The following is a 24,544-nucleotide window of genomic DNA, read 5'->3' as shown; positions in this document are numbered from 1 at the left end:
CCCCTTTCGGGGGAGGCGGCGCGTCGCGCCGGAGGGGGTCATCCACGGTGGTTGAAGACCCCCTCAGTCAGCTTCGCTGACAGCTCCCCTCAGCGGGGGGAGCAACTGCGCTGCGCCTCAAGTCTTCCGCGGCGTCCGGGGCTTTGCGGACGCCTTCGCCGCCGCCACCGGCGCCGGGTCGCCCTTGCACGTCGCCGCGTGGATCTGGGCGGTGAGTTCGTTGTTGAGCTTGATCAGGCGGTGGACGTCGTCCTGGATCTTCAAGAGGGCCTCGGCGTCCTTGTAGGTCTGCAGGGCCTGCTTGTCGGAGGCGGCGGCGGAGACCTTCTGGCCCACCATGATCACAGACAGCAGGACCAGTTGCAGGAAGGTCTGGGCGATCCAGGCGACCAGGGCCGCGGTGCCGGCCTTGATGGCCTCGGGCAGGCTGATCAGGGCGAGAAGGGTGAAGGCGTAGGCGCACCACATGGTGCCAACAGCATTGGTGATCAGGACGGCGATCTTGCCGTTCAGACTGTTCAGCTCGGCCTTGGTGGTGTGCGGGCCGGCCTTCTCGCGCTCGGCGAGCCGTTCGTGGGGGGTGTGCTCGACGGTGACGGTGGTCATGGATGCTCTCCGGCGGCGGTGGCGGGCGTGCGGTAGACCTTGCCGCCCTTCATGACGAAGCGGACGTCCTTCAGGACCGCGATGTCCTTAGTCGGATCGCCCTGGAAGGCGGCGAGGTCGGCGAGGTAGCCGGCCTTGACCTCGCCCAGCGAGGCCTCGCGGCCGAGGATCTTCGCGTTGGTCTGGGTGGCGGCGGTGAGCGCCTGGCTGGGCGTCATGCCGTCCTTCACCATCCAGGCGATCTCGCGCCAGCTTTCCCCGTGCGGGAAGACGCCGACGTCGGAGCCCGCGCCGATGGTGACGCCCACGGCCAGCGCCCGCTTGAACGCCTCGGCCGCGGCGGTTATCGCCGGCGTCGGCGGCGTCTGCCCGGGGACGTAGTGCTGGAAGTAGATCGAGGTCGCTTCGGGCGCGGTGAGGGTCGGGATGTAGGCGATCCCCTTCTGCTTCATCAGTCGAAAGGTGGCTTCGCTCGCGCCATAGCCGTGCTCGATGGTGTCGACGCCGGCGACCACGGCGTTGTGGATGCCCTCGTCGCTGGCGGCGTGGACGGCGACCGGGCGGCCGGAGGCGTGGGCCACCTTCACCGCGGCGGCCATCTCCTCCTCGGTGAGCGTGGGCTTGGTCTCGCCGTTCGGGCCGGTGCGGTAGTCGGCGTAGAGCTTGATCCAGTCGGCGCCCATGGCCGCCTGCTCGCGCACCGCCTTCATCATCTCGGCTTCGCCGGAGACCTCCTGGGCGCCCTGCGGCAGGTCCATGTCGGCGCGGAAGCCCTTCTTGGGGCCGTAGCTGCCGGTGGCGACGATGGCGCGGGTGGCGACGAACAGGCGCGGCCCGGCGAGGATGCCCTCGTTGATGGCGCGCTTCAGCTGCACGTCGGCGTCGGCCGCGCCCTCGGTGCCCAGATCGCGCTCGGTGGTGAAGCCGCTCATCAGGGTGCGCGTGGCGTCGCGTCCGGCGCGCAGCACCCGGTAGGTCGGCGGCTCCTTCAGCACCTGATCGTCCCAGACCACCTCGTTGTAGGCGTGCAGCAGGAGGTGCGAGTGCAGCTCGATCAGGCCGGGCGTGAGCGTCAGGCCGGGCAGGAAGATCACCTGGGCGCCGGCCGGCGCCTTGACCTCGGCCTTCGGGCCCACGCCCACGATCTTTTCGCCCTCGACGGCGACCACCCAGCCGGCATGCGGCTGGGCCTCGCCGGCCGTCCAGACCGCCGCGGGCTCCAGCAGATAGCGGCTGGGCGCCTCCGCCGCAGCCGCAGCGCCGGCCAAGCCAAATGCGGCAATTGTTCCCAATAAGGCTGTTTTCAACGCAATTGACTCCTTGATGGGGAGTGATAGGGAACAATAAGGATTATGAACGCGGAGCCCCGACTCTCCATGTCGGAAGAAGTCTACACCGTGGAGCAGTTCGCCGAACGGCTGAAGCTGCATCCCAAGACCGTGCTGCGGTTCATCCGCGACGGCCGGCTGCGCGCGGTCAAGGTCGGCAAGTCCTACCGCATCCTGCGCAGCCAGATGGAGGCGATGACCGGCGTCCCGTCGGGCGACTACCGCATCTCCCACGAGACCGGCGGCGCGACGCTGTCCACGCGCGAAGGGCCTTCGGAGATCCGGGTCACCAGCATCGTCGACATGCCGAACATCGGCCCGGAGGTCGCCCAGCGCCTGGCGCGGCTGCTGCCCAGCGCGCGCATGGGCCAGGACGCCCATCCCGACCTGATGAGCATCGACGTGGCCTACGACCCGGCGCGCCGCAGCCTGAAGGTGATCATCGTGGGCTCGCCCGCCGACACCGCGGCCATGCTCAAGATGGTCCAGGCGCTCAGCGAGGACTGACCATGGGTGAAGTCCGCAACATCTGCGGTCGGCCGGTCTATGTCTGCGCGGACGAAGGGCCGTCGCTTGCGGACAATCACGAACTGAGCGGCCTGATCGGGGACCTTTTCAGCCTGAGCGTCCGCGTCGTCGCCATCCCGCTGGCGCGGCTCGGCCCGGACTTCCTGAAGTTGTCGTCGGGCGTGGCGGGCGAGGTGCTGCAGAAGCTGGTCAACTACCGTGTCCATGTGGCGATCTTGGGCGACATCTCGGCCGCCCAGGCGCGGAGCGCCCCGCTGCGCGACTTCATCCGGGAGTCCAATCGAGGCCAGACGGTGTGGTTCGTGGACGACCTGGAGGCGCTGGCGGCGAAGCTCACGGGCTAGGGCAGGGCGTAGGCCACCACCGCGTCGCCCTGCACCTCCTCGTCGATCTTGGCCGAGCCGCCGGCCGCGACCACCACGTACTGCTTGCCGCCGGCTTCGTAGGTCATCGGCGTGGCGTGGGCGCTGGCGGGCAGGGCGCCGCTCCAGAGCAGCTTGCCGTCGGCGACGGAGAAGGCGCGCAGGGTCTTGTCCATGGTGCCGCCCTGGAAGATCAGGCCGCCCGCCGTGACGATCGGACCGCCCAGCACAATGGAGCCCGGCGCGATCTTGCCGATGCCCACGTCCGGCGCGAGCTCCTCCAACGATCCGAGGGGCGAGCGCCAGACGATCTTGCCCGCCGCCAGATCGACGGCCATCAGCTCGCCGAACGGCGGCTTGACGCAGGGCAGGCCGGAGGGCCCGCGCAGGAAGTCGCGGCTCATGGCGAAGGGCGTGCCCACCTGCATCGTAGTCTCGGCCCGCAGATCGCCGTGGTCGCCCTTCACGAAGTCCTTGGCCGCGATCATCCGCACCTTGGCGGGCAGGTTGGTGACCGAGACGATCAGCCAGCCGTGCGCGGCGTCCCAGGCGAAGCCGCTCCAGTTGATCCCGCCGACATTGCCCGGGATCGCCAGGATCCCCTGCTCGCTGGGCGGGCTGAACATCGCGTGGCCTGAGAGGCCGGCGATGGTCTCGGCGCAGAACTTGCGGTCGGCGTCGGTGAGCCCGCCGACCGCCTCCGGCCCCTGGCTCTGCGGGATCAGCGGCGGGACGGTGGTCGGGAAGGGCTGGGTGGGCGAGCTCTTCTCGCCATAGAGGGTGCTCTGCGGCACGGGCCGTTCCTCGACCGGCAGCACCGGCTTGCCGGTCGCCGGATCGAGCACGAAGACCATGCCGGTCTTGTTGCCGGCGATGACCACGGGCGTCGCCTTGCCCTTGAGCGTCAGGGCGGTGGCGAGCGGGGCGGCGGCGGTGTCGTAGTCCCACAGGTCGTGGTGCACGAGCTGGAAGCCCCAGGAGAGCTTGCCGGTGCGCGCGTCCAGCGCCACCACCGAATTGGCCCAGCGGTTGTCGCCGGGCCTAAGGCCGCCCCAGTAATCGGGGCTGGCGCTGCCGGTCGGCACATAGACCAGATGGCGCTTGGGGTCGGCGCTCAGCACCGACCAGGCGTTGCCGGCGCCGGTCTTCCAGTCCTTGTCGGCCACGTCCTTGGGCTTGGCGATCGGCTCCCACGACCAGATGAGCTTGCCGCTGCGGGCGTCGAAGCCGCGGACCACGCCATCCGGCATGTCGGCGCGCGCATTGTCGTCGATGGCCGAGCCCACCACTACGACGCCGTCCACCACGATCGGCGGCGAGGTCATGTGGTACGGGCCGGGCGCGTAGCGGGCGACGTCGCGCAGCGAGACTTCGCCGCCCTGGCCGAAGTCCGCGCAGGGCTTGCCGGTGGCGGCGTCCACCGAGACCAGCCGCGCGTCCAGCGTCGCTTCGTAGAGCCGCAGGGCGCAGACGCCGCCCTTGCCGGCCCGCCAGGCCGCCAGCCCCCGGTTGATCAGGCCGTCGCCATAGGGCTTGGCGCGGTCGAGCCTGGGATCGAAGGCCCAGAGCTGCCGGCCCGTGGCGGGATCGAGGGCGATCACCCGGTTGAACGGCGTCGTCAGATAGAGCCGCCCGTCCAGCATCAGGGGCGTGGTCTCGAAGCCGCTGCGCGGGCCGCCGCCCTTGGCCTTGCCGTCGGAGATGTCGCCGGTGTGGAAGGTCCAGGCCGGCTTCAGGCTGGCGACATTGCCCGCATTGATCTGGGTGAGCGGCGAGAAGCGGGTCCCCTGCGGATCGCGCCCATAGGCGCCCCATTCGTCGGCGGTCGCCGCGCCCGCCAACAGCGCCGCCGCCGCGCCGGCCAGCCAGATCCCCTTACGCATGTCGAAACGCTCCTTGAGGCCGGGCTCCGTCCGGCTGGCGCAGGATCATCCTGCCTCGCCGCTCCGCCAGCGCCCAGGGACAAGCGGCGGGGCCGGCGGGTTGTCCGAGGTCCGCCCTGGGACAGACGGCGGACCGTGAGGGGCCAGCGGTGGCCGGTCAGGACGTCAGGCTTGACGCGGCGCCGGCCAATCCGTTTCTGCCCCGCAGCAGCATCACGGAAGGCGCGTCCATGGAAACCCGCAGCATCGGCCCGTTCGAGGTCTCGGCCATCGGCCTGGGGTGCATGAGCCTCTCCCACGGTTACGGCCCGGCCGCGCCGCGCGCGCGGGCCGAAGAGGTGCTGAAGGGCGCGCTCGACGCCGGCTACACCTTCTTCGACACCGCCGCGGTCTATGGCGTGGGCCACAACGAGACCCTGGTGGGCGAGGTGCTGGGGCCGCACCGGAACGAGATCGTGCTGGCGTCCAAGTGCGGCCTCACCGTGGGCGACGAACGCCGGATCGACGGCAGTCCCGCCAACATCAAGGACACCTGCGAGCGCAGCCTGAAGCGGCTGAAGACCGAGGTCATCGACCTCTACTACCTGCACCGCTGGGACAAGCGCGTGCCGATCGAGGACAGCGTCGGCGCGCTCGCCGACCTGGTGGCGGAGGGCAAGATCAGGACCATCGGCCTGTCGGAGGTCTCCGGCCCGACCCTGCGGCGCGCCCACGCCGTCCATCCGATCGCCGCGGTGCAGAACGAATATTCGCCCTGGACCCGCAATCCGGAGATCGCGCTGATCGACGCCTGCCACGAACTGGGGACGACGCTGGTGGCCTTCTCGCCAGTCGGCCGCGGCTTCCTGGCCGGCGGCGCGCGCGATCCGGCGGCGTTCCAGGAGGGCGACATGCGGATCGCCATGCCACGCTTCCAGGGCGAGGCGTTCGCGGCCAACCTGAAACTGCTGTCCGCCTTCGAGGCCCTGGCGGCGGAGGTCCCTTGCACGCCGGCCCAGCTGTGCCTGGCCTGGCTGATGGCCAAGGACCCGACCATCGTCTCGATCCCCGGCACCACCAGCCCCGACCACATGCGCGAGAACGCCGCGGCGGCCGGGATAGCCCTGTCGGCGGAGATGGTCGGGCGGGTCGACGCCCTGGTGAACGAGCGCACCGTCGCCGGCCCGCGCTATCCGGCCTTCATGCAGGCCACCGTGGACACCGAGCTGACGCCCGCCGAGGCGGAAGCCGCCTAGCGGCGCGTGGCCGGGAAGGCGATCGAGACCTCCAGGCCAGGGCCGGCGTCGGTCAGCTCCAGCCGCGCGCCGTGCCAGGTGGCCACCGACGAGGCGATGGCCAGGCCCAGGCCCGAACCCGGGGTGCTCCGGCTGGCCTCCAGCCGGCCCAGCGGGGCCAGCGCCAGGTCGCGTTGATCGGCCGCGATGCCTGGGCCGTTGTCGCGCACCACCAGCTTCGGCGCCCCGCCGTTCTCCTCCACCGCCAGCTCGATGCGCGTGCCGGCCGGCGTGTGGCGCAGCGCATTTTCCAGGAGGTTGGCGAGCGCCTGGGCCACCAGGTCGGTGTCGCCGCGCACCCGGGCCTTCTCCATGTGCGCGTCCAGCGCCCGGCCGGAGTCCTCGATATCCGGCCGCAGGGCCTCGGCCACCCGCTCGGCCACTTCGGTGAGGTCGATCAGGGTCTCCGGCGCGGCGCTGCCCTCGATCTCGGCGAGCTGCAGGAGGGCGTCGAAGGTGTGGAGGATCTCCATGAACTCGGCGTCGAGCCGGCGCACCTCGGCGGCCACCGCCGGCGTCGCTTCGGCGGTGCGAGCCAGCCGTTCGAGCTTCTGACGCAGGCGGGTCATGGGCCGGCGCATGTCGTGGGCCACGTCGGTGGTCACGCGGCGCAGTTGGTCCACCAGCCGGCTGATCCGGTCCAGCATCAGGTTCAGCGCCAGGCTGAGGTCGTCCATCTCGTCGGGGGCCGTGGCGCTCTTCACCGGCGCGCGGACGTCCAGCCGCCCCGCCGCCACCAGGGCCGCCGTCGCGGAGAGCTCGTCCAGCCGCCGCCAGGTCCAGCGGGTGGTCAGGTAGGCGGTCGCCAGGCAGATCAGGACGCCCGCCGCGCCGCAGAGGGCGAGCAGGACGGAGAGCTCCCGCATCTGCCGCTGCTCGGCGGAGAGGTCGCGCCCCACGGTCAGCCAGCCGCCGCCGGTCAGGGGTTCGGTGTAGGCCAGGACCAGGCCCTTGGCCGCCGCCCGCCGGGTCCAGCCCGGGCGGCCGAGCCGCGCCAGGCTGGCGTCGCCCGCCAGATAGGCGCCGCCTGCGCCGGAGATGCCGTATTCGAAGCCGTGCCAGAGCCGCAAACGCTTGGTGACGGTGTAGGGCAGGTGGCCCACGCCCTTGTGCAGCGCCTCGTCGTTCAGCGAGGCGATCTCGCCCAGCACATCGGCGCGGTAGGCCCGCTCGCTGATCTGGCGGATGGAGAGACTGGCCAGCGCGCCGGCCACGGCGAAGGCCAGCACCAGGGCCACCGCCTGCAGGGTCAGCACCCGGGCGCCGGTGCGCCGCCAGGTCCGGCGCAGCAGGCCGACGGCCGGCTCAGACGTCCTGGATGACATAGCCCGCTCCGCGGATGGTGTGGATCAGGGGCGCCGCGCCGCCCTCGCTCAGCTTGGCGCGCAGGCGGCTGATGTGAGTCTCGACAATGTTGGTGCGCGGGTCGAAGCGGAAGCCCCAGACCTCCTCCAGCAGCATCTTGCGGGTCACCGGCTGGCCGCGGCTCAGCAGCAGGAATTCCAGGAGGCGGTATTCCAGCGGCAAGAGCGCGATCGGCTGGCCGCCGCGGCGGACCTTGCGCTGCAGCCGGTCCAGCTCCAGGTCGCCGCAGGTGAGGGCCGTGGTCTCCGGGGCCGCGGGCCGGACGCGCCGGCGCGCCAGGGCCTGCACGCGGGCGGCCAGCTCCTCGGAATCGATCGGCTTGACCACATAGTCGTCGCCCCCGGCCTGAAGGCCCATGACGCGGTCGGCCACCGCGCCCATGGCGGTCAGGAACAGGGCCGGGGTCTCCACGCCGCGTTGGCGCAGCGCCTTCAGCACCGAAAGGCCGTCGCGGCCCGGCAGCATGCGGTCGACGATCAGCACGTCGAAGGCTCCGTCGCCCACGCCGGGCTCCAGCGCTTGCAGCCCGTCGTGGACCAGCGCCGCTTCAATGCCGCGGGCGGCGAGGTCGTCGGCCATGTGCTGCGCGGCCTCCACGTCGTCCTCGACGATCAGCACGCGCAGGGCGGCGGGCGCGGACTGCGGGGCGGGCGTCGCGCCGGCCGGGCGCGCCCGGCGCGGGCGGCGGCCCGCCTCGGACGAAGAGAGAAGCATCATCGGATCGTTTCCGCCTGGCAAGCGCGTGTCAGGTTGAGATATCTCAATATCGATGTAGCTTATGTGACGGTTCTCGAAATAACCAATAAATTCAAACCAGTGTCTAGGGTGTCATAGATCTGTCAAATATCGGCGACGTTTCTGTAACTTGTACTTTCGGCCGCTTGATCGTGTTTCCCCGGCGAGTTTCAGGGGGGATCATTCATGCGCACCAGCCATTCCGCCGCCATTTCGCGGCTTCTCTGCGGTACGGCGATCAGCCTGGGCCTGGCGGTCGTCGCCGCCCCGGCGTTCGCGGCGGAGGCCGCCGCCGGCGACGCCGCGCCGACGGCCACCGCGCCGCGCCCCATGACCGGCGCGGGCGCCGAGGGCACCGACGTTTCGGAGGTGATCGTCACCGCCGAGCCCAACAAGGCCGCGCAGGACGCGCCGTCGAAGGCCTCGCTCGTTGAGATGCAGCCGGAGTCGATCGTCAGCAACGCCTTCATCCGCCTGGCCACGCCGGAGACGGGCGACTGGACCACGGTCGCCAGCATCGCGCCCTCGGTCTCCGGCATCACCTCGAACGGCGGCGGCATCGGCGAGTACAACACGCTGACCCTGCGCGGCTTCCAGGACGGCCAGTTCAACCTGACCTTTGACGGCATCGCCTTCGGCGACACCAACGACCCGACCCACCACTCGGCCTCCTACTTCCCCGCCTCGACCCTGCAGGCGGTGGTCATCGACCGCGGTCCGGGTGCGGCCGGCGACCTCGGCCAGGCGAACCTGGGCGGCGCGATCCACTTCTTCTCCCTCGATCCGACTTCGGACCGCAGCTTCGCCGAGCGGCTCACGGCCGGCTCGTTCAACACCCAGGCCTCGGTCACGACGATCAACACCGGCGAACTGCCCGGCGGCGGCAAACTCCTGTTCAACCTCGACCTGCGCCGTTCCGACGGCGAACTCAGCCACTCGGGCGGCTATGCGAACAACGAGATGGTCAAGTTCGTGCAGCCGCTGGGCTCCGACTGGACGCTGACCGCCTTCGGCGCGATGGAGCAGACCTATTTCAACCTGTCCGACGCCGGACCCGGCGCGACCTGGCAGCAGGTGCAGCTCTACGGCAAGGACTTCGCCCTCGACGCGCTGCCGGGCGATGAGCACAATTACAAGCTGAACTACGAGTACAAGACCAGCGACTTCGAATACATCGACCTGAAGGGCTCATTCACGCCGAAGATCACGGCGGAGAACCAGCTCTACACCTACTTCTACGCCAACAAGACAACCTCGGTGAACGACATCACCGGGCTGATCGGCGGGCCGAACACCTCGCCGCCGAACATCACGACCGCGCCGCAGAGCGCCAATGACATCGGCGGCTATGACAAGCTGAACGAGTATCGGGTCCAAGGCGATATCGTGCGCCTCAACGACGACTTCGGCTTCGGCACGTTGAAGGCCGGCGCCCTGGTCGAGACCTCCTCGACCAACCGCCACAACCTGTTCCGCGACTTCACCCTGGGGATCGCCGACGACAAGTTCCACCCGCCGGCCTTCCCGTTCACCACCAACGCCAAGCTGCAGGAGAACTCCAAGTGGCTGCAGTACCAGCTGTTCGCCGACTTCGAATGGCGGCCGCTGGACAACCTGACGATCCAGCCGGGCGTGAAGTACGTGAACTTCCGCCGCGACGTGGATGCGGCCGACGAAAGCACCGCGGGCGGAGCGAAGAACCAGCCGCTGGTGGGCTCCAACACCTATGACAAGACCCTGTATTTCCTGACCGCCAACTACCGCATCACCAAGGACTGGTCGGTCTACGGCCAGGCCGCCACGGGCTTCCTGGTCCCCTCGCTGTCGGCGCTCTACGTGACGGGGGTCAACCTGCAGTCCCTGCGGCCGCAGCAGTCGATCAGCTACCAGACCGGCACGGTCTACACCCACGGCCAGTTCACCGCCGACGCCGACGTCTACCGCGTCGACGTCACCGACCTCGTCCAGGCCTGCAACATCCCCGACCCGACGTCCGGCAACTCCACCGCCACGACCGCCGGCTTCTGCAACGTCGGCAAGGGCCAGTACTCGGGCGTGGAAGGCGAGGCGGCCTACGCCGCGCCGTTCGGGGTCACCTTCTTCGTCAACGGCTCGATCAACACCGCCAAGCAGCTGGCCACCGCCGCCGACCCCGCAGCGGGCATCGCCGCCTCGCCGGCCGAGACCCTGGCCAATGCGCCGAAGTACACCGCGGCGGCCGGCGCCATCTACCACTACCAGGACTGGTCCGGCTCGCTGACCTACAAGCGGTCCGGCCAGTACGTGGCCACCTACACCGGCGGCCAGGCGGTGGAGCTGCCGGGCTATGACAGCATCGACGTCGCGGTCCGCTACGACTTCACCCCCCGCTACTGGGCGAAGCTGCAGGTCTTCAACCTGGCCGACAAGCGCGACATCACCTCCTTCACCGGCGCGGTGCTGCATTCCACCACCGACACCGGCCTCTACCTCTTCCAGGCCGGCCGGACGATCGAAGGCACCATTGGAGCGAAATTCTGATGCGCAAAACCGTCGCTGGGCTCCTCCTCGCCCTGACGGCCGCGGGCGCGGCGACTGCCCCCTCTGCCGCCGCGCCCGCCAAGCCGCCCAAGCCGACGGTCTCCAAGTTCCTGGCGCCGGGCGAGCTCGACCCGGCCCAGGTGCTGCCAGCGCCGCCGCGCGACGGCTCGCCCGAGGCCCTGGCCGAACTCGCCGAACTGCATCGCCTGGAGGCCGCCCGCACGCCGGAGCGTTTCGCGCTCGCCAAGCACGACGAGGACTTCGAGGACGTGACCTCGATCGCCGCGCCGCTGGGTCCGGCCTTCGACCTGGCGCGGCTGCCCGCGACCGCCCTCCTCTTCGAGGACCTGCGCAACGAGGACAGCCTGGCGGTGAAGCGCTTCAAGGCCTTTTTCGCGCGCACCCGCCCGATCACCGCCGACCCGACGCTGAACCCCTGCAAGCACGGCGAGGACGGCAAGACCGCCTATCCCAGCGGCCACGCCACCATGGGCTATTCGGCCGCCGCGGTGCTGTCGAACCTGATGCCGGGCAATGCCCAGGTGATCCAGGCGCGGGCGGCGGACTATGCGGAAAGCCGGCTGATCTGCGAGGCGCACTACCGGCGCGACGTCGAGGGCGGTCATGTGCTGGCCGTGGCCCTGGTCGCTGAGCTGATGACCAAGCCGAAGTTCCGCGAGGAGCTGGAGGCGGCCCGCGCCGAACTGACCGCCGCCCATATCGCGCCCTGAAGACAGTCGGGGACCCCCGAAGGCGGTCGGAATCGCAACGCGGTCTGTAACAATCGCCCCTGGCAATTCCACATCTTGGCCCCAAATGAGGCTTAGCTGTCTCCTTCTGAGTCGAGTGGACGGCTGACTGTTATGGAGACCACGATGAAGCCATCGGAAGCCGGCGCGAAGGTGATCGCGGCCGGACTGGCGTTCGGCCTGTTGCTGGAGGCCACCGCCGCCGCGGCCCAGCCGCCGCCCCCGCCGCCGGGCTATGGCCCCCCGCCGAACTCGAACTACGGCCCGCCGCCTTCCAACTATGGTCCGCCCCCGAACTATGGCCCGCCGCCGTCCGGCGGTCCGCAGGGCGGCCCGCCGCCGGGCCAGTACGCTCCGCCGCCGCCCGGCGCGGAAAACCAGGGCGCCGTCTATGACGACCGCGCGCAGAGTTATGACCGCGAGTACGCCCAGCGCTATTCGCAGTGGGCGGCGCAGTACTGCATGGACAAGCAGCGCAACAACACCGCCGCCGGCGCCATCATCGGCGGCATCCTGGGCGCGGTGGTGGGCTCCAACGTCTCCGGACGCGGCTCGCGCACCGGCGGCTCGATCATCGGCGGGGCGCTGGGCGCCACGGCCGGCGCGGCCATCGGCTCGAACTCCGCTCAGGCGTCCGGCGCCTGCCCGCCCGGCTACTACATGCGCGCCGGGGCGCCCGCGTTCTACTATGGCCCGGGCCCGGTCTACGCCGGCCCGGCCTGGTACAATCCCTGGTTCTTCGAAGGCGGCACCTGGATCTACCGGCCGTACCGCTACTGGTACTGGACCCACAACGCCTACTGGCGTCCGGGCTGGCGTCCGGGGCCCTGGGACTACCACTACCGCCACTGGTAGGCGGACGTTCTGGAGTCGGGTGGCGCGGTTTGGCTAGGTCCAGACCGCGCCCTCCGCGAGGGCCTTGATCAGTCCCGGGCCTTCCGGCGGACCCCAGGGGCCCTTCTCCTCGGCGCCCGGGCCAGGCCCGCCCTGGTAGCGCGCCCTTAGCCGCCCTTGTGGGTCCACGATCAGCAGGCAGGGCAAGGCGACGCTTTCGATGGTGGAGCCCGGCGGCAGCTTGGCGATCGCCTCGGGCGAGACCTTCATCCGCGCCAGCGCCCATTCCAGCCCCGCCCCATCGCGACTGCCATCGATGAGCGTCGAAAGGCTCGCACCCGGGATGCGGTCGACCCGCGCCTGGGCGTCAGTCCAGGTCTTCAACGTCTTGGACCCGGTGGCGATCGGCACGATCTCGAAGCGAGGCCCGGCGTAGGTCTTGTTGAACGCCGAGAGGATCGGCATCTCGGCCAAGCATGGCGCGCACCATTCAGCCCACAAGGTGACAAGCAGCGTCTTGCCTCGCTTACTCTTGATCGGCAGCGGCCCGTCGCGTCCGAGGATCGGGATCGCCTCGGGCCAGAAGGTCTCGGCCGCCGGCGCCCTCCAGATCTGGGCGAACCTGTTGGCCGCCAGCGGCCCATGGCCGAACGCGGGCCTGTCCGACCAGGCGACGCCCGCGGGATGCATCTGAGCGCCGGCGGAGCCGGGCAGGTAGGCGCTGGCGGCCAGCCCGGCCAGGATCGCCCTTCGGCTGGTGGCCATCTCGGTCTCTCCCTCGCCCACGTCTCGCGCGTGGGTTGCGAAGCTAGACCATACCAGCCTTGCGCAGCGCCTGGTAGGCGCGGATCACCCGCTGCAGGCGGTTCTCGCCCGCCCGGTCGCCGCCGTTGGCGTCGGGGTGCAGGCGGCGGACCAGCTCGGTGTAGCGGGCGCGGATCTTCGGGCCGTCGGCGTTGGCGTCGAGGTCGAGGTCGGCCAGCGCGTTGCGTTCGATCTTGCCCAGCCGGCGGTCCTCCGGCTCGGGCATCGGCTTGCCGGCGTTCTTGCCGAAGATATTGAAGGGGTCGCGGTAGCCCTCGCCCTTGCGGAACTTGGCGGAGAAGGCGGCGGCCTCGCGGCTCATGCGCCCGGCCTTCATCTCCCAGGTGGGCCGGCCGCCGGTGAACAGCTCGTCCTGCTGGCGGCGGCGCACCTCGGCCTCGCTGAGCCCAGCGAAGAAGTTCCAGTTGCGGTTGTACTCGGCGGCGTGGGGCTGACAGAACCAGTAGTGCTCGTTCAGCATGTCGCGCGACTTGGGCGCGCGCGCGGTGGCGGCCTTCGAGCAGCCCGGATGGTCGCAGGCCCGCTCGCCGGGCTTGAGCGCGTGCACGTCCTCGGCGCGCGCGTCCTCCTCTTCCGAGGGCGGACGCACACGGATATCGACGAAGCGCGGCTTGTATTGAAACGCGGCGGGCATGGGCCAAGTATGGGGCCGAGATAATCCCTTTCAAGAATTGAAGATGCAGCCGATGGGCGCCATATTCGATGCCATCCAAGAAAAGCTGACCGACACCTTCGCGCCCACGCGGCTCGAGGTCGTGGACGATTCCGCGCGTCACGCCGGCCATGCCGGCGCCTCGCCGGGCGGCGAGAGCCACTTCAACGTGACGATCGAGTCCGCGGCCTTCGCCGGCGAGCCGAAAGTGGCCCGCCAGCGGATGGTCTACCGGGCGTTGGCGGAGGAGTTGGCCGGCCCGCTGCACGCGCTGTCGGTCAAGGCGCTGGCGCCGGGAGAGATCTAAGGGCGAAGCCTAGGCGTCCGCAGGCCGCGCCATGACGGCCAACTGCGCCCGCCCATGCCAGGCCGCCTTGGCCTCAGCCAGGTGCAGGTCGGCGGCCTTGCCGTCGCCGAGCTTCTTCTCGGCCTGGGCCAGCACGGCGAGCGTCACCGGATCGTTGGGCCAGCCGTTCAGGGCCTTCCGGGCTTCCGCGGCCGCCTGATCCGCCTGACCTTCGGAGAGCAGCGCCGCCGCCAGGCTGCGCCGCACCGGATACCACCAGATCGGCGGATCGCTGACGCGGAGCAGCTTGGCCTCCTGGATCTGGGCGGCCTTGCGGTAGGCCGCGGCGGCGAGGACCGGCTGGTTCTCGATCATCGCCGCGCGGCCGACCAGCACCGCATTCGCCACATCCACCACGGCCTGGCCCGTGGAGGCGAAGTCGCCAAAGGCCTTCAGGTCGGCCGGCTTCATCGTGACCAGCGCCAGTTCGCGCCGCACGCCGGCCGCATCGCCCTGGCGGGCGTAGGCCTCGCCGCGGGCGTAGCGCCACATGGCCTGCAGGTAGGGCTTCTTGGCGCCGGGGTCGGGCAGGGCCAGGACCTGCGCCGGCGCGGCGTACCGGCCCTCGGCGAAGTAGGCGGTTCCGCCGCCGACCTGATCCCAGACGCCGCCCTCCTTGCCGTGCGCCAGGTGGTCGAACACCGCGTCGGCCTGGGCGAGCGCCGCGGGGCCGTCGCCGCTCATCAGCGCCGCGCCGGTGGCGAACTGGACGTTGTGGGCGTGGTAGGTGAGCAGCCACGGGTCGCCGCCCAGTCCCTGGCGCGTGGCGTTGGCGATGTCGAGCTGGGCGGCGTCCTGGTTGGCGCGCACCGCGTCCTGATAGCGGCCGACGATGTAGTAGGTGTGCGACGGCATGTGCACCAGGTGGCTGGCCGAGGGCGCGAGCCGCTGCAGGGTGTCGGCGTACTTCTCCGCCTGGCCGCCGATGCCGTTCATCTCGGTGGCGTGGATGTAGAAGTGGATGGCGCCGGTGTCGTCGGGCTTGCGGGTGAGCGCCCCGCCGATCAGCTCCAGAGCGCGGTTGAGGTTGTCCTGGGTGTTCTTCGCCGCCGCCGGGATCATCCAGGCGTCCGCGGCGACGATGGCGATCTCGTTGTCGGTGGGATTGTCGCGGGCCAGCTGGTCCATGTCCTTGGCGAAGGCGAAGTCGCCGGGACCCGCGCCGCCGCCCTTGTGGTAGCGGGCCTGCAGGGCCGCGATCAGCCGCTGCTCCTTCACCGGCCCGTCCTTGGCGAGCGCCGCGGCGCGGTCGGCGATGGCCGCCAGCTCGGCCTGGGTCTTGGGGTCGATGGGGTAGTTGATCGTCGGGCCGCGCGACCAGGCCTCGCCCCAGGCGCACATCGCGCAGTTGGGGTCCAGCTTCTCGGCCTCCTGGAAGGCGGCGATCGCCGGCTTGTGGGCGAAGGCGTGGGCCAGCTGCATGCCGTTGTCGAAATAGGCCTGGGCTTGGGGATTGGAGGTCCGGACCGGAAAGCCGCCGGTGCCGTAGCCGGTCAGCAGCTTCTGCGCCGGCGCAGCGGCGGGCGCGGCCTGGGCGTCGTCCGGCGCGGCCGCGCCGCAGATGTGGCCGATGGCGGGCGTGGGCTCGACGTTCGCCGCGGTGACCATGGGCGCAAACGCCAGGGCCGTTCCGAAAACCCAATGCGACCGCATGGAGTGGTCCTCCCGTGATACAGCGACCATTACAGGCGGCGCGTCATGCGGGGCAACTCCCGCAAAATTGTTCATCGCTCGGCGGTATGACCCTTTCCGAAAGCGCATAACAGTGTTTCGGAAAGCCGCATCTAACGCGGTGTCGGTTCGTGCCTATCTAGGGCGTCTTGAGAGCGGAGCCTCTGGCTTCCGCCTTCAGGATTTCGAGGAGATGGGGCGTGAAACTGATCCTGCCGTTGGCTAGCCTGGCCGGCGCGTTGACCCTGCTGTTCGAGGGCTGGGGCCCGGTCCTCAGCTACCTCTAGCCGCCTAGCCGACCTTGGCGCGCAGCTCTCCGAGCACGCGGGCCAGGTCGCCTTCGCGGAACGGCTTCTGCAGGACCGGAGTGCCCCGGTCGACGTCGCGGAGCCCCGCATCCCCATAGCCGGTGGCGAAGGCGAAGGGCGCGCCGCGCGCGCGCAGCAGGTCCGCCAGGGGGAAGATCGGCTGTCCGCCCAGGTTGACGTCCAGCACCGCGCAATCGAGCTCCGCGCCCTCCACCAGCTCCATCGCTTCGTCCAGCCGCGAGGCCGGACCGACCACGGTGCAGCCGAGGTCGGCGAGCATGTCCTCGATCAGCATCGAGACCATCATCTCATCCTCGACCACCAGCACGCGCAGGCCGCTCAGTTGGGCGATGTCGGTCATTTAGCGGAAGCTCCAAGCCAGACGGGCGGTGGTCCGATCACGGGGCATCTTGCCCTGCGTTGAGGGCATCGCAAACCATGCGGCCATAGTCGACGACTTGTCGGCTGACATTGTGACGAGGCGATCCCCTAAACCCGCGATCGCCAAAACGTTCACGGCGCAGCTTGGTTCCGGCCGGCGGCTCAGCTTTCGTCGCGCGCGGTCGCGGGCCAGATCTGCAGCTTGGTGACACGGTTGATCTTGCGCTCCAGGACCAGGAACCGCTGGCGATGGAAGGTGAAGGTCTGGCCGGCGTCGGGGATGCGCCGGGCCTCGTAGATCAGGAGCCCTGCGACGGTCACCGCCTCCTCGTCCGGCAGGTCCCAGTTGAGGGCGCGGTTGAGATCGCGGATCGCCACCGAGCCGTCCACCACCACCGAGCCGTCCTCGGCGGCGCGGACGCCCGGCATGGCCACGTCGTGCTCGTCCTCGATCTCGCCCACGATCTCCTCGAGGATGTCCTCCAGCGTCACCAGGCCCTGCAGGGCGCCATATTCGTCCACCACCAGGGCGAAGTGGCTGCGGCGCTTCAGGAAGGCGGAGAGCTGGTCCTTCAGGCTGGTGGTCTCGGGGATGAACCAGGGTTCGCGGACGATGGCGGCCATGTCGATGGCGTCGATATCGCCGTTGGCCTCGGCGATGGCCGCCAGCATGTCCTTGTTGTGCAGCACGCCCACGATGTTCTCCTGCTCGTCGCTATAGAGCGGGGCGCGGCTGTGGCCGCTGGCGAGCGCCTCGGCCAGGATTTCGCGCGGCGTCTGGTCGGCGTCGATGGAGGCGATGGCGTTGCGGTGGACCATCACCTGACTGACGTCCATCTCGGCCAGGTCCAGCACGCCGCCCAGCATCCAGCGGTCGTGGGTCTCCACCAGGCCCTCGGAGTGATGGTACTCGACCGCGCCGCGGATCTCTTCGTGGGCGGCCAGCACGTCCATGCTCATGCCCAGGTGGACGCCGAACAGGGTCAACGTCTTCCGCACCACCCACTGGACGGCGAAGATGATCGGGCCGAACACCCGCACCACGATCTCGGTGGGTCCCGACAGCACCCGCGCCACGTCGTCGGAACGCAGGATGGCCAGCGTCTTGGGCAGGATCTCGGCGAAGACCAGGATCAGCACGGTCATCACCGCCGTCGCCGCCGCCACGCCCCAGGCGCCGGGGATCGCCTTGGCGAACACCGAGCTCGCAAGCTCGGTCGCCAGGATGTTGAAGATGTTGTTCCCCAGGAGAACCGCGCCGATCATCGTCTCGCGGTCGCTGATCAGGCGGGTGACCCGCCGCGCGGCGCGGTCGCCTTCACGGTCGAGCTGGTGCATCCGCGCGCGGCTGGCGCCGGTCATGGCGGTCTCAGCGGCGGAGAACAGGGCCGAAGCCGCCAGGAGGCCGAACACGATCGGGGCCAGCGCCATCAGAGCGCCCATCAGACAGCTCCTTCCGATTCCAGGAACGCGGCGACCGCCTGCGCGTCCACGTCCTTGGCCACGAAGGCTTCGCCCAGGCGGCGCGCCAGGATGAAGGTCAGCCGCCCGGCCTCAGCCTTCTTGTCCTGCGCCATGTGGCGGACCAGGCGTTCGGCGTCGAAGGGCTCGGCCCGCACCTCGCCCAGGGTGGCCGGCAGGCCGGCGGCGGCGATGGCGGCGGCGGCGCGGCCCGCCTCCTGCGTCTCGCAGAGGCCTTGTGAGGCCGAGAAGCGGAACGCCAGCGCCATGCCCGCGGCCACCGCCTCGCCATGCAGCAGGGCCTCGCCATAGCCGGTCTCGGACTCCAGGGCATGGCCGAAGGTGTGGCCGAGGTTCAGGAGCGCGCGGCGGCCCTGCTCGGTCTCGTCCTCCGCCACGATCTCGGCCTTCATCTCGATGGAACGCGCGACGGCGTGGGCCAGGGCCGCGGGGTCCCGGGCCAGCACGGCCGCGGCGTTGGCCTCCAGCCACTCGAAGAAGCGGAAATCGCCCAGCAGGCCGTACTTCACCACCTCGGCGTAGCCGGCGCGCATTTCGCGCTCGGGCAGGGTGGCCAGGACGTCGAGGTCGGCCAGCACCAGGCGCGGCTGGTGGAAGGCGCCGATCAGGTTCTTGCCGCGCGGGGTGTCGATGGCGGTCTTGCCGCCCACCGAGGAGTCCACCTGGGCGAGCAGGGTGGTCGGGATCTGCACGAAATCGACGCCGCGCTTGTAGATGGCCGCCGCGAAGCCGGCCAGATCGCCCACCACGCCGCCGCCGAAGGCGGTGATCACGTCGCCGCGGTCGAGCTCCAGTTCCAGCAGCCGGTCGGAGACCTCGGCCAGGCCTTCGAAGCTCTTCGTCTGCTCGCCGGGCGGCACGACGATGGGAACAGCCTCGATGCCGGCCCGGGCCAGGGCCGCGCTCAGCCGCGCGCCGTGCAGGCCCCAGACGGTCTCGTCGCTGACGACGGCGGTGCGCTTGCGCTTCAGCAGCGGCGCCAGGGCCTGGCCGGCGGCGTCGATCAGGCCCGCGCCCACGCGCACCTGATAGCTGCGGGGGCCCAGGCCCACGAGGACGGTGCGGATCATGGCGGGGAAGCCTCGGACGCGGCGGTCTCGGTCCCGGCGGCCAGATGGACGCTGAGCGCCGCGATCACCTGTTCGACGGTCACGTGGTGGGCGGCGTCGCCGGTCTCCACCATCAGGTCCGCCTCGGCGTAGGCGGGGTAGCGCGCCTGCGCCTGCGCCTGCAGCACCTCCAGCGGGTCCTTGCCGGCCAGCAAGGGCCGGGTGTCCTTACGCGCCACGCGCCGGGCCAGCACGTCGAGGTCGGTCTTCAGCCAGACGGAGATCGCCGCGCCCTTGATGAGTTCGCGGGTCTGCGGGTTCATGAAGGCGCCGCCGCCGGTGGCCAGGACGTGCGGCTCCTGGTCCAGGAGGCGCGCAATCACCCGGCGCTCGCCCTCGCGGAAGGCCTCTTCCCCCAGATCGGCGAAGATGTCGGAGATCGAACGGCCCGCGGCGGTCTCCACCTCGGTGTCGGTGTCGCGGAACGGCAGCTCCAGGGCGTTGGCGAGCCGGCGGCCAACGCTCGACTTACCGACGCCCATCAGGCCAACGAGGGCGATCGTGCGGCGGCGCAGCGGGGCGTAACGGTCCATGGACAGCGAAGGTCTACACGAGCCCGCGCCCTCGCGCCAACCTCGCGCGGCGGCTATGATGGTCGCCATGTCGCGTCGCCCTGGTCTCCTCGCCCTGTTGCTCCTCGCCGGATCGGTGAGCGGAGCCAGCGCACAAGAGCCTCCCGCCCCGTCCGAGGCCGCCCCGTCAGCCCCGCCGCCGGCCGCCATCTCGCCGGTCGCGCCGCCCACCGGCGTGCAGGTCTCGTCCCTGGCCGCGCCGGACGCCTTCTCGACCCCGGGCCGCGAGACCGGCCTGCCGAAGGACCTCTGGCGCGGCGCGTCCCTGAAGACCGCGAAGGCCGTCCTGCCGCTGCTGGCCGCCCGGCCGCTCAGCCCGGCCGCCGCCGATCTTGCACGCCGCGTGCTGGCGACTGGCGCACCCGGACCGCAGGGCGCGGGCGAGGATCCGTCGCTCCTGGGCGCCCGGGCCAGCGCGCTCCTGACCCAGGGCGATCCCAAGGCCGCCGCTGCGATCCTGGCCCGCGCGCCCGGCGTCGACCGCGACCCCGACCTGGCCCGCGCCGCGGCGGAAAGCGCCCTCCTGGCCGGCGACGACACCCGCGCCTGCGCCGTGGCCGGGGACCTCAGTTCCGGGCGCGACGAGATCTATTGGCTGCGCCTGCGCACCTACTGCCAGGCCGCGGCGGGCCAGACCGCCCAGGCCCAGCTCACCTTCGACCTGGCGCAGGCCCAGGCGAAGGACGCGATCTTCGCCCGGCTGATGGCGGCCAAGATCTCCGGCGTCGGCAACCCCGGCGCGGCCAGCCTGCGCAACGGCCTGGACGCGGCGCTGTCGCGCAGCCTGGGCCTCGACCTTTCCGCCGCCAAGCCGTCGCCGGCGGTGGCCGCGGCCCTGTCGCCGGACGGTCCCGCCGCGTCGGCCATCGACGCCTCGACCGCGCCGCCCGACGTCAGCGTCCTCGTCGAGGCGCTGAGCGGCGGCGAGCCGGTGCGCGAGGCGGTTGCGGCGGCGATGCTGGAGACGGCCAATTCCGCCGACCCCAAGGTCCGCGCCCGGGGCCAGGCCGCCGCGGCCCTGGCCCTGGCCTTCGCGCCCGAACTCACCGCCGACGTCCGCGACCAGTTCGCCGCGCTGACCGTGCCCGAGGGCAAGGCGCCGGTGGGCCGCGACCTGGCGCTGGACGCCGCCGCCCAGCGCAAGCTGAAGGGCGAGGCGGCGCTCCTGGTGCTCTGGACCTGCGCGGAGGCCGGCGCCGCCGGGCCGGCCGTGGGCGACCGGGTGCGGATCGTGCGCGCCCTGCACGCCGTGGGCCTGGAGGCGGAGGCCCGCGCCTTCGCCCTGGAAGGGCTCGCGGGCCTGAAATGAGCGAGTCCCCGGGGCAAGGGCGCGGGCAGGGCGGCGCCTGGTCCGAGGCCTTCCTGGAGATGATGTCCGTGGAGCGGGCGGCGGCCAAGAACACGCTGACCGCCTACGCCCGCGACCTGGCCGACGCGGCGGGGTTCCTGGCCGGGCGAGGGCGCGACCTCGCCAGCGCCTCGGCGGCCGATGTGGAGGCCTATTTCGCGGCCCTGGGCGCGCGGGGCCTGTCGCCGGCCACGGCCTCGCGGCGGCGCGCGGCGGTGCGCCAGTTCTACCGCTTCGTCCTGGGCGAGGCCTGGCGGGCGGACGACCCCTCGCGCCGGGTCGAGGCGCCGAAGAAGGGCCGGTCGCTGCCCAAGGTGCTGAGCCGCGCCGAGGTCGACGCCCTGATCGCCGCAGCAGGGGCGAAGGACGGCGCCCCCAATGGCGCGGGGGGGCTGCGGCTCGCCTGCATGGTGGAGTTGGCCTATGCGTCCGGCCTGCGCATTTCCGAGCTGACCGGCTTGACGCTCGCGGCCCTGGCCCGCGACCCGGCCTATCTGATCGTCAAGGGCAAGGGCGGCAAGGAACGGCTCGCGCCGCTGAACGACGCCGCGCGCGCGGCGGTGAAGGCCTATCTGGAAGTCAGGACCCAGTTCCTGCCGAAGGGCCAGAAGGCCAATCCCTGGCTCTTCCCATCACGCGGCCAGGGCGGCCGGCTGACGCCGCGGCGCTTCGCCCAGCTGCTGGACGAGGCGGCGGCCGACGCCGGGATCGATCCGGCGCGGGTCAGCCCGCACGTGCTGCGCCACGCCTTCGCCACCCACCTGCTGGAAGGCGGGGCGGACCTGCGGGTGGTGCAGACCCTGCTGGGCCACGCCGACATCGGCACGACGCAGATCTACACCCACGTAGCCTCCGACCGCCTCACTGAGGTGGTGGCGACCAAACACCCGCTGGCCCGGAAACGCTGAGCCGGCCTAGTAGCGCGGCTCAACGGCGACGACAGGCCGGCCATAGCGGTCGACGGCGACGGCGCCTTCATAGGGGCCCCAATGACGGTAGTCCCAGGCCGGGGCCGGCCCATAAACCCGGATATAGGCGCCGTAGCCGTAGCGGGCGTCATAGCGGTCGCGGGCGCGCTCCCAGGCATGCAGGCGGTGCTCGTAGGCGATGCGGGCGTCCTGATAGCCCGCGCGGTTGGCTTCGTAGTTGTCGCGCCGCGCGTCGTAGGCGTCCTTGCTGGCGTCATAGGCGCCCCGGCGCTGCTGATAGTCCTGCTGGTCCTGCTGGTACTGCTGCTGTTGCTGCTGGTATTGCGGAGTCGGCTGGTACGAGGGCGGCGGCTGGGAGCCCTCGTCCTGTGGATCGCGCTGGTACTGCTGGGCGGGATATTGCGGGGCGGCCTGGGGTTGGGCCATGGCGGGGGCGGCGGCGGCGAGGGCCAGCGCCGAGACCATCCCGATCTTGATAGCGGTCTTCATTGGGAAATCTCCATTCTCCTCGGACGCGCGGAGGCGGTGTCGACGCCCTTCGGCGCATCTTCGGGCGCAACAACCCCTTGAGGCGTCGGCGGGTTGCATGCCGAACCGGCTAGGGAACCCCGCGCCGCCTCCCGCCCTTGTGAGGCCGGGCCAACCCGCTTACGTTCCGGCCCCGCTTCGCCAAAGGACCGAGTTCTCCCAGATGGCCGTCCACTACCTCGAGTTCGAGCGGCCGATCGCCGACCTCGAAACCAAGATCGAGGAGCTGTCCAAGCTGTCCGAGACCGCCGGCGCCGGAGCCTTCGACGCCGAGATCGAGGCCCTGCGCGCCCGCGCCCAGGAGATGCGCCGGGAAGCCTATTCCAAGCTGGACGCCTGGCAGAAGACCCAGGTGGCGCGCCACCCGGACCGCCCCCACTTCGTCGACTACGCCGCCGGCCTGATCGAGGAGTTCGTGGAGCTGAAGGGCGACCGCGCCTACGCCGACGACCAGGCGATCATCGGCGGCATCGGCCGGTTCCGCGGCAGGCCGGTGGTGGTCATGGGCAACGAGAAGGGCCGCGACACCATCACCCGGGTGAAGCACAACTTCGGCCTCGCCCGGCCGGAAGGCTACCGCAAGGCGATCCGCCTGATGGAGCTGGCCGAGCGCTTCGACCTGCCGATCATCAGCTTCGTGGACACGCCCGGCGCCTATCCGGGCGTGGCGTCGGAGGAGCGCGGCGTGGCGGAGGCCATCGCGCGGTCGACGGAGAAGAGCCTGCTGCTGGGCGTGCCCATCGTGGCCGTCATCACCGGCGAGGGCGCCTCCGGCGGCGCCAGCGCCATCGCCAGCGGCTCACGGGTGCTGATCCTGGAGCACGCCATCTACATGGTGATCTCGCCGGAGGGCGCGAACTCGATCCTCTGGCGCGGCGGGCGCACGCCGGACGAGGCGGCGAAGGCCATGAAGATCACCGCCCAGGACCTGCTCGGCCTGAAGATCGTCGACCGGATCATCCCCGAGCCGCCGGGCGGCGCCCACTCCGATCCCGAGGCGACCCTGAAGGCGGTCGGCGACGCCATTGAGGAAGAGCTGAAGGCCCTGGAGCGCCTGACCCCCGACGAGCTGCGCAAGCAGCGGGCCGAGCGCTTCTACGCCATCGGCCGGGCGGGGATGCAGTAGCCCGGCCATGACGTTTGGGAAGGGGTTGCCACGCGCGCGGGAGGCGCGTTGACTGCGATCCAAACAAACGTTTGGAGGACGGCCCATGGCGCTCAAGACCCGGTTCACCGAGACCTTCGGCGTCGAGCACCCGATCGTGCAGGGCGGCATGCAGTGGGTCGGCCGCGCCGAGCTGGTGGCCGCGGTGGCCAACGCCGGCGGCCTGGGCTTCATCACCGCGCTGACCCAGCCGACGCCGGAGAAGCTCTCCGAAGAGATCGCCCGCTGCCGTGGCCTGACGGACAAGCCCTTCGGCGTGAACCTGACCATCCTGCCGGCGATCAACCCGCCGCCCTACGCCGAGTACCGCCAGGCGATCATCGAGGCCGGGGTGAAGATCGTCGAGACCGCCGGCAACAAGCCGCAGGAGCACGTCGACGAGTTCAAGAAGCACGGGGTCAAGGTGCTGCATAAGTGCACCTCGGTGCGCCACGCGCTGTCGGCCGAGCGGATGGGCGTCGACGGCATCTCCATCGACGGCCTGGAATGCGCCGGCCATCCGGGCGAGGACGACGTGGGCGGCCTGATCCTGATCCCGGCCGCGGCCGACAAGGTGAAGATCCCGATGATCGCCTCGGGCGGCTTCGGCGACGCGCGCGGCCTGGTGGCGGCGCTGGCGCTCGGGGCCGACGGGATCAACATGGGCACCCGCTTCATGGCCACGGTCGAGAGCCCGATCCACGAGCAGATCAAGCAGCAGATCGTCGACAACGACGAGCGGCAGACCAACCTCATCTTCCGCACCATGCGCAACACCAGCCGGGTGGCGAAGAACGACGTCTCCGACCAGGTGGTGGCGCTCGAGCGCGAGGGCGCGACCTTCGAGCAGGTGCGCGAGCTGGTGGCGGGCGTGCGCGGCCGGGTGGTCTTCGAGAACGGCGACCAGAACCACGGCATCTGGTCGGCGGGCCAGGTGCAGGGCCTGATCCACGACGTCCCCAGCTGCGCCGAGCTGATCCACCGCATCGTCCGCGAGGCCGAGGAGATCATCGAGGGCCGCCTGGCGCGCATGGCCGGCCGCCGCGCGATGGCGGAGGCTTAGGC

At 70.8% G+C, this 24,544-nt stretch carries 24 protein-coding genes; 11 read left to right on the top strand and 13 right to left on the bottom strand.

Annotation, left to right across the window (positions count from 1 at the left end; all coding sequences use genetic code 11):
* Positions 1-117 precede the first annotated feature (117 nt).
* Together E8A49_RS12100 and E8A49_RS12095 are read right to left on the bottom strand one after the other, a co-directional pair.
* A complete protein-coding gene (locus E8A49_RS12100) occupies positions 118-606 on the bottom strand; it encodes a hypothetical protein (RefSeq protein WP_293381182.1) in 489 nt (162 codons plus the stop codon).
* Positions 603-1,874 carry an amidohydrolase family protein gene (locus E8A49_RS12095; protein ID WP_293381179.1) on the bottom strand — a complete coding sequence of 424 codons (1,272 nt, stop codon included), beginning with the start codon at positions 1,872-1,874 and terminating at the stop codon, positions 603-605. The genes E8A49_RS12100 and E8A49_RS12095 overlap by 4 nt, the downstream gene beginning before the upstream one ends.
* A 108-nt stretch (positions 1,875-1,982) precedes the next feature.
* Between E8A49_RS12095 and E8A49_RS12090 the strand changes: the two genes are divergently transcribed.
* Positions 1,983-2,441: a helix-turn-helix domain-containing protein gene (locus tag E8A49_RS12090; RefSeq protein ID WP_293381176.1), complete on the top strand. Its 459-nt coding sequence runs from the start codon at positions 1,983-1,985 to the stop codon at positions 2,439-2,441.
* 2 nt (positions 2,442-2,443) lie between these two features.
* Entirely contained in the window at positions 2,444-2,806 is a 363-nt protein-coding gene (locus tag E8A49_RS12085; protein WP_293381173.1) for a DUF4180 domain-containing protein, read from the top strand.
* Here E8A49_RS12085 and E8A49_RS12080 read toward each other — a convergent pair.
* Positions 2,803-4,707, bottom strand: coding sequence for a pyrroloquinoline quinone-dependent dehydrogenase (locus E8A49_RS12080; RefSeq protein WP_293381170.1), 1,905 nt, complete (start codon positions 4,705-4,707; stop codon positions 2,803-2,805). The two genes, E8A49_RS12085 and E8A49_RS12080, sit on opposite strands and share 4 nt — an antisense overlap.
* 230 nt (positions 4,708-4,937) lie before the next feature.
* On the opposite strand from E8A49_RS12080, the gene E8A49_RS12075 reads away from it, so the two are divergent.
* Positions 4,938-5,942: an aldo/keto reductase gene (locus E8A49_RS12075; protein ID WP_293381167.1), complete on the top strand. Its 1,005-nt coding sequence runs from the start codon at positions 4,938-4,940 to the stop codon at positions 5,940-5,942.
* Here E8A49_RS12075 and E8A49_RS12070 read toward each other — a convergent pair.
* Both E8A49_RS12070 and E8A49_RS12065 read right to left on the bottom strand, forming a co-directional pair.
* Positions 5,939-7,306 (bottom strand): HAMP domain-containing sensor histidine kinase, encoded by a 1,368-nt coding sequence (locus E8A49_RS12070; RefSeq protein ID WP_293381164.1) that lies wholly within the window; start codon positions 7,304-7,306, stop codon positions 5,939-5,941. The genes E8A49_RS12075 and E8A49_RS12070 overlap by 4 nt on opposite strands.
* A complete protein-coding gene (locus tag E8A49_RS12065) occupies positions 7,287-8,063 on the bottom strand; it encodes a response regulator transcription factor (RefSeq protein WP_366928815.1) in 777 nt (258 codons plus the stop codon). Before E8A49_RS12065 ends, E8A49_RS12070 begins: the two co-directional genes overlap by 20 nt.
* 204 nt (positions 8,064-8,267) lie before the next feature.
* Between E8A49_RS12065 and E8A49_RS12060 the strand changes: the two genes are divergently transcribed.
* From E8A49_RS12060 to E8A49_RS12050, 3 genes are all read left to right on the top strand, one after another.
* A complete protein-coding gene (locus E8A49_RS12060) occupies positions 8,268-10,601 on the top strand; it encodes a TonB-dependent receptor (RefSeq protein WP_293381161.1) in 2,334 nt (777 codons plus the stop codon).
* Positions 10,601-11,332 (top strand): phosphatase PAP2 family protein, encoded by a 732-nt coding sequence (locus tag E8A49_RS12055; protein WP_293381158.1) that lies wholly within the window; start codon positions 10,601-10,603, stop codon positions 11,330-11,332. The genes E8A49_RS12060 and E8A49_RS12055 overlap by 1 nt, the downstream gene beginning before the upstream one ends.
* 144 nt (positions 11,333-11,476) lie before the next feature.
* Entirely contained in the window at positions 11,477-12,205 is a 729-nt protein-coding gene (locus E8A49_RS12050; RefSeq protein WP_293381155.1) for a glycine zipper 2TM domain-containing protein, read from the top strand.
* 33 nt (positions 12,206-12,238) lie between these two features.
* Here the strand turns inward: E8A49_RS12050 and E8A49_RS12045 are convergent, their stop codons facing one another.
* A complete protein-coding gene (locus E8A49_RS12045; protein WP_293381152.1) occupies positions 12,239-12,949 on the bottom strand; it encodes a TlpA disulfide reductase family protein in 711 nt (236 codons plus the stop codon).
* 43 nt (positions 12,950-12,992) lie between these two features.
* On the bottom strand, positions 12,993-13,643 hold the full coding sequence (locus E8A49_RS12040; protein WP_293381149.1) for a J domain-containing protein: 651 nt from the start codon (positions 13,641-13,643) through the stop codon (positions 12,993-12,995).
* A gap of 52 nt (positions 13,644-13,695) precedes the next feature.
* Between E8A49_RS12040 and E8A49_RS12035 the strand changes: the two genes are divergently transcribed.
* On the top strand, positions 13,696-13,968 hold the full coding sequence (locus tag E8A49_RS12035; protein ID WP_293381489.1) for a BolA family transcriptional regulator: 273 nt from the start codon (positions 13,696-13,698) through the stop codon (positions 13,966-13,968).
* Between the two features lie 9 nt (positions 13,969-13,977).
* Here the strand turns inward: E8A49_RS12035 and E8A49_RS12030 are convergent, their stop codons facing one another.
* The 5 genes from E8A49_RS12030 to E8A49_RS12010 all read right to left on the bottom strand — a co-directional run bounded on the left by E8A49_RS12030 (position 13,978) and on the right by E8A49_RS12010 (position 19,560).
* Positions 13,978-15,660, bottom strand: a complete 1,683-nt coding sequence (locus E8A49_RS12030; protein ID WP_293381146.1) for a hypothetical protein — start codon at positions 15,658-15,660, stop codon at positions 13,978-13,980.
* A gap of 309 nt (positions 15,661-15,969) precedes the next feature.
* The gene (locus E8A49_RS12025) at positions 15,970-16,338 is read right to left on the bottom strand and encodes a response regulator (RefSeq protein ID WP_293381486.1); all 369 of its coding nucleotides are present in this window, start codon (positions 16,336-16,338) and stop codon (positions 15,970-15,972) included.
* A gap of 191 nt (positions 16,339-16,529) precedes the next feature.
* Positions 16,530-17,813, bottom strand: a complete 1,284-nt coding sequence (locus E8A49_RS12020; protein ID WP_293381483.1) for an HlyC/CorC family transporter — start codon at positions 17,811-17,813, stop codon at positions 16,530-16,532.
* Entirely contained in the window at positions 17,810-18,919 is a 1,110-nt protein-coding gene (gene aroB / locus E8A49_RS12015; RefSeq protein WP_293381143.1) for a 3-dehydroquinate synthase, read from the bottom strand. Before aroB ends, E8A49_RS12020 begins: the two co-directional genes overlap by 4 nt.
* On the bottom strand, positions 18,916-19,560 hold the full coding sequence (locus tag E8A49_RS12010; protein ID WP_293381140.1) for a shikimate kinase: 645 nt from the start codon (positions 19,558-19,560) through the stop codon (positions 18,916-18,918). Before E8A49_RS12010 ends, aroB begins: the two co-directional genes overlap by 4 nt.
* Between E8A49_RS12010 and E8A49_RS12005 the strand changes: the two genes are divergently transcribed.
* Positions 19,559-20,839 (top strand): hypothetical protein, encoded by a 1,281-nt coding sequence (locus tag E8A49_RS12005; protein WP_293381137.1) that lies wholly within the window; start codon positions 19,559-19,561, stop codon positions 20,837-20,839. The genes E8A49_RS12010 and E8A49_RS12005 overlap by 2 nt on opposite strands.
* Positions 20,836-21,786: a site-specific tyrosine recombinase XerD gene (locus E8A49_RS12000; RefSeq protein ID WP_293381134.1), complete on the top strand. Its 951-nt coding sequence runs from the start codon at positions 20,836-20,838 to the stop codon at positions 21,784-21,786. Before E8A49_RS12005 ends, E8A49_RS12000 begins: the two co-directional genes overlap by 4 nt.
* A gap of 6 nt (positions 21,787-21,792) precedes the next feature.
* Here E8A49_RS12000 and E8A49_RS11995 read toward each other — a convergent pair whose 3' ends face one another.
* Positions 21,793-22,296 carry a hypothetical protein gene (locus E8A49_RS11995; RefSeq protein WP_293381131.1) on the bottom strand — a complete coding sequence of 168 codons (504 nt, stop codon included), beginning with the start codon at positions 22,294-22,296 and terminating at the stop codon, positions 21,793-21,795.
* Positions 22,297-22,498: 202 nt separating this feature from the next.
* Between E8A49_RS11995 and E8A49_RS11990 the strand changes: the two genes are divergently transcribed.
* Together E8A49_RS11990 and E8A49_RS11985 are read left to right on the top strand one after the other, a co-directional pair.
* Positions 22,499-23,461, top strand: coding sequence for an acetyl-CoA carboxylase carboxyltransferase subunit alpha (locus tag E8A49_RS11990; protein WP_293381128.1), 963 nt, complete (start codon positions 22,499-22,501; stop codon positions 23,459-23,461).
* A gap of 85 nt (positions 23,462-23,546) precedes the next feature.
* Complete coding sequence (locus tag E8A49_RS11985; RefSeq protein WP_293381125.1) at positions 23,547-24,542, top strand: nitronate monooxygenase family protein; 996 nt, start codon at positions 23,547-23,549, stop codon at positions 24,540-24,542.
* The last annotated feature ends 2 nt before the right edge of the window (positions 24,543-24,544 follow it).

Origin of the sequence: Phenylobacterium sp. (assembly GCF_004799515.1) — a bacterium.
In the GTDB taxonomy this organism is placed as follows: domain Bacteria; phylum Pseudomonadota; class Alphaproteobacteria; order Caulobacterales; family Caulobacteraceae; genus Phenylobacterium.
This window is presented reverse-complemented; position numbering and strand designations above follow the sequence as displayed.

Coding starts and splice junctions, on each gene's coding strand:
- E8A49_RS12100 (WP_293381182.1), bottom strand. CDS start 606: ATGACCACCGTCACCGTCGAGCACACCCCCCACGAACGGCTCGCCGAG.
- E8A49_RS12090 (WP_293381176.1), top strand. CDS start 1,983: ATGTCGGAAGAAGTCTACACCGTGGAGCAGTTCGCCGAACGGCTGAAG.
- E8A49_RS12085 (WP_293381173.1), top strand. CDS start 2,444: ATGGGTGAAGTCCGCAACATCTGCGGTCGGCCGGTCTATGTCTGCGCG.
- E8A49_RS12080 (WP_293381170.1), bottom strand. CDS start 4,707: ATGCGTAAGGGGATCTGGCTGGCCGGCGCGGCGGCGGCGCTGTTGGCG.
- E8A49_RS12075 (WP_293381167.1), top strand. CDS start 4,938: ATGGAAACCCGCAGCATCGGCCCGTTCGAGGTCTCGGCCATCGGCCTG.
- E8A49_RS12070 (WP_293381164.1), bottom strand. CDS start 7,306: ATGTCATCCAGGACGTCTGAGCCGGCCGTCGGCCTGCTGCGCCGGACC.
- E8A49_RS12065 (WP_366928815.1), bottom strand. CDS start 8,063: ATGATGCTTCTCTCTTCGTCCGAGGCGGGCCGCCGCCCGCGCCGGGCG.
- E8A49_RS12060 (WP_293381161.1), top strand. CDS start 8,268: ATGCGCACCAGCCATTCCGCCGCCATTTCGCGGCTTCTCTGCGGTACG.
- E8A49_RS12055 (WP_293381158.1), top strand. CDS start 10,601: ATGCGCAAAACCGTCGCTGGGCTCCTCCTCGCCCTGACGGCCGCGGGC.
- E8A49_RS12050 (WP_293381155.1), top strand. CDS start 11,477: ATGAAGCCATCGGAAGCCGGCGCGAAGGTGATCGCGGCCGGACTGGCG.
- E8A49_RS12045 (WP_293381152.1), bottom strand. CDS start 12,949: ATGGCCACCAGCCGAAGGGCGATCCTGGCCGGGCTGGCCGCCAGCGCC.
- E8A49_RS12040 (WP_293381149.1), bottom strand. CDS start 13,643: ATGCCCGCCGCGTTTCAATACAAGCCGCGCTTCGTCGATATCCGTGTG.
- E8A49_RS12035 (WP_293381489.1), top strand. CDS start 13,696: ATGGGCGCCATATTCGATGCCATCCAAGAAAAGCTGACCGACACCTTC.
- E8A49_RS12030 (WP_293381146.1), bottom strand. CDS start 15,660: ATGCGGTCGCATTGGGTTTTCGGAACGGCCCTGGCGTTTGCGCCCATG.
- aroB (WP_293381143.1), bottom strand. CDS start 18,919: ATGATCCGCACCGTCCTCGTGGGCCTGGGCCCCCGCAGCTATCAGGTG.
- E8A49_RS12005 (WP_293381137.1), top strand. CDS start 19,559: ATGTCGCGTCGCCCTGGTCTCCTCGCCCTGTTGCTCCTCGCCGGATCG.
- E8A49_RS12010 (WP_293381140.1), bottom strand. CDS start 19,560: ATGGCGACCATCATAGCCGCCGCGCGAGGTTGGCGCGAGGGCGCGGGC.
- E8A49_RS12000 (WP_293381134.1), top strand. CDS start 20,836: ATGAGCGAGTCCCCGGGGCAAGGGCGCGGGCAGGGCGGCGCCTGGTCC.
- E8A49_RS11995 (WP_293381131.1), bottom strand. CDS start 22,296: ATGAAGACCGCTATCAAGATCGGGATGGTCTCGGCGCTGGCCCTCGCC.
- E8A49_RS11990 (WP_293381128.1), top strand. CDS start 22,499: ATGGCCGTCCACTACCTCGAGTTCGAGCGGCCGATCGCCGACCTCGAA.
- E8A49_RS11985 (WP_293381125.1), top strand. CDS start 23,547: ATGGCGCTCAAGACCCGGTTCACCGAGACCTTCGGCGTCGAGCACCCG.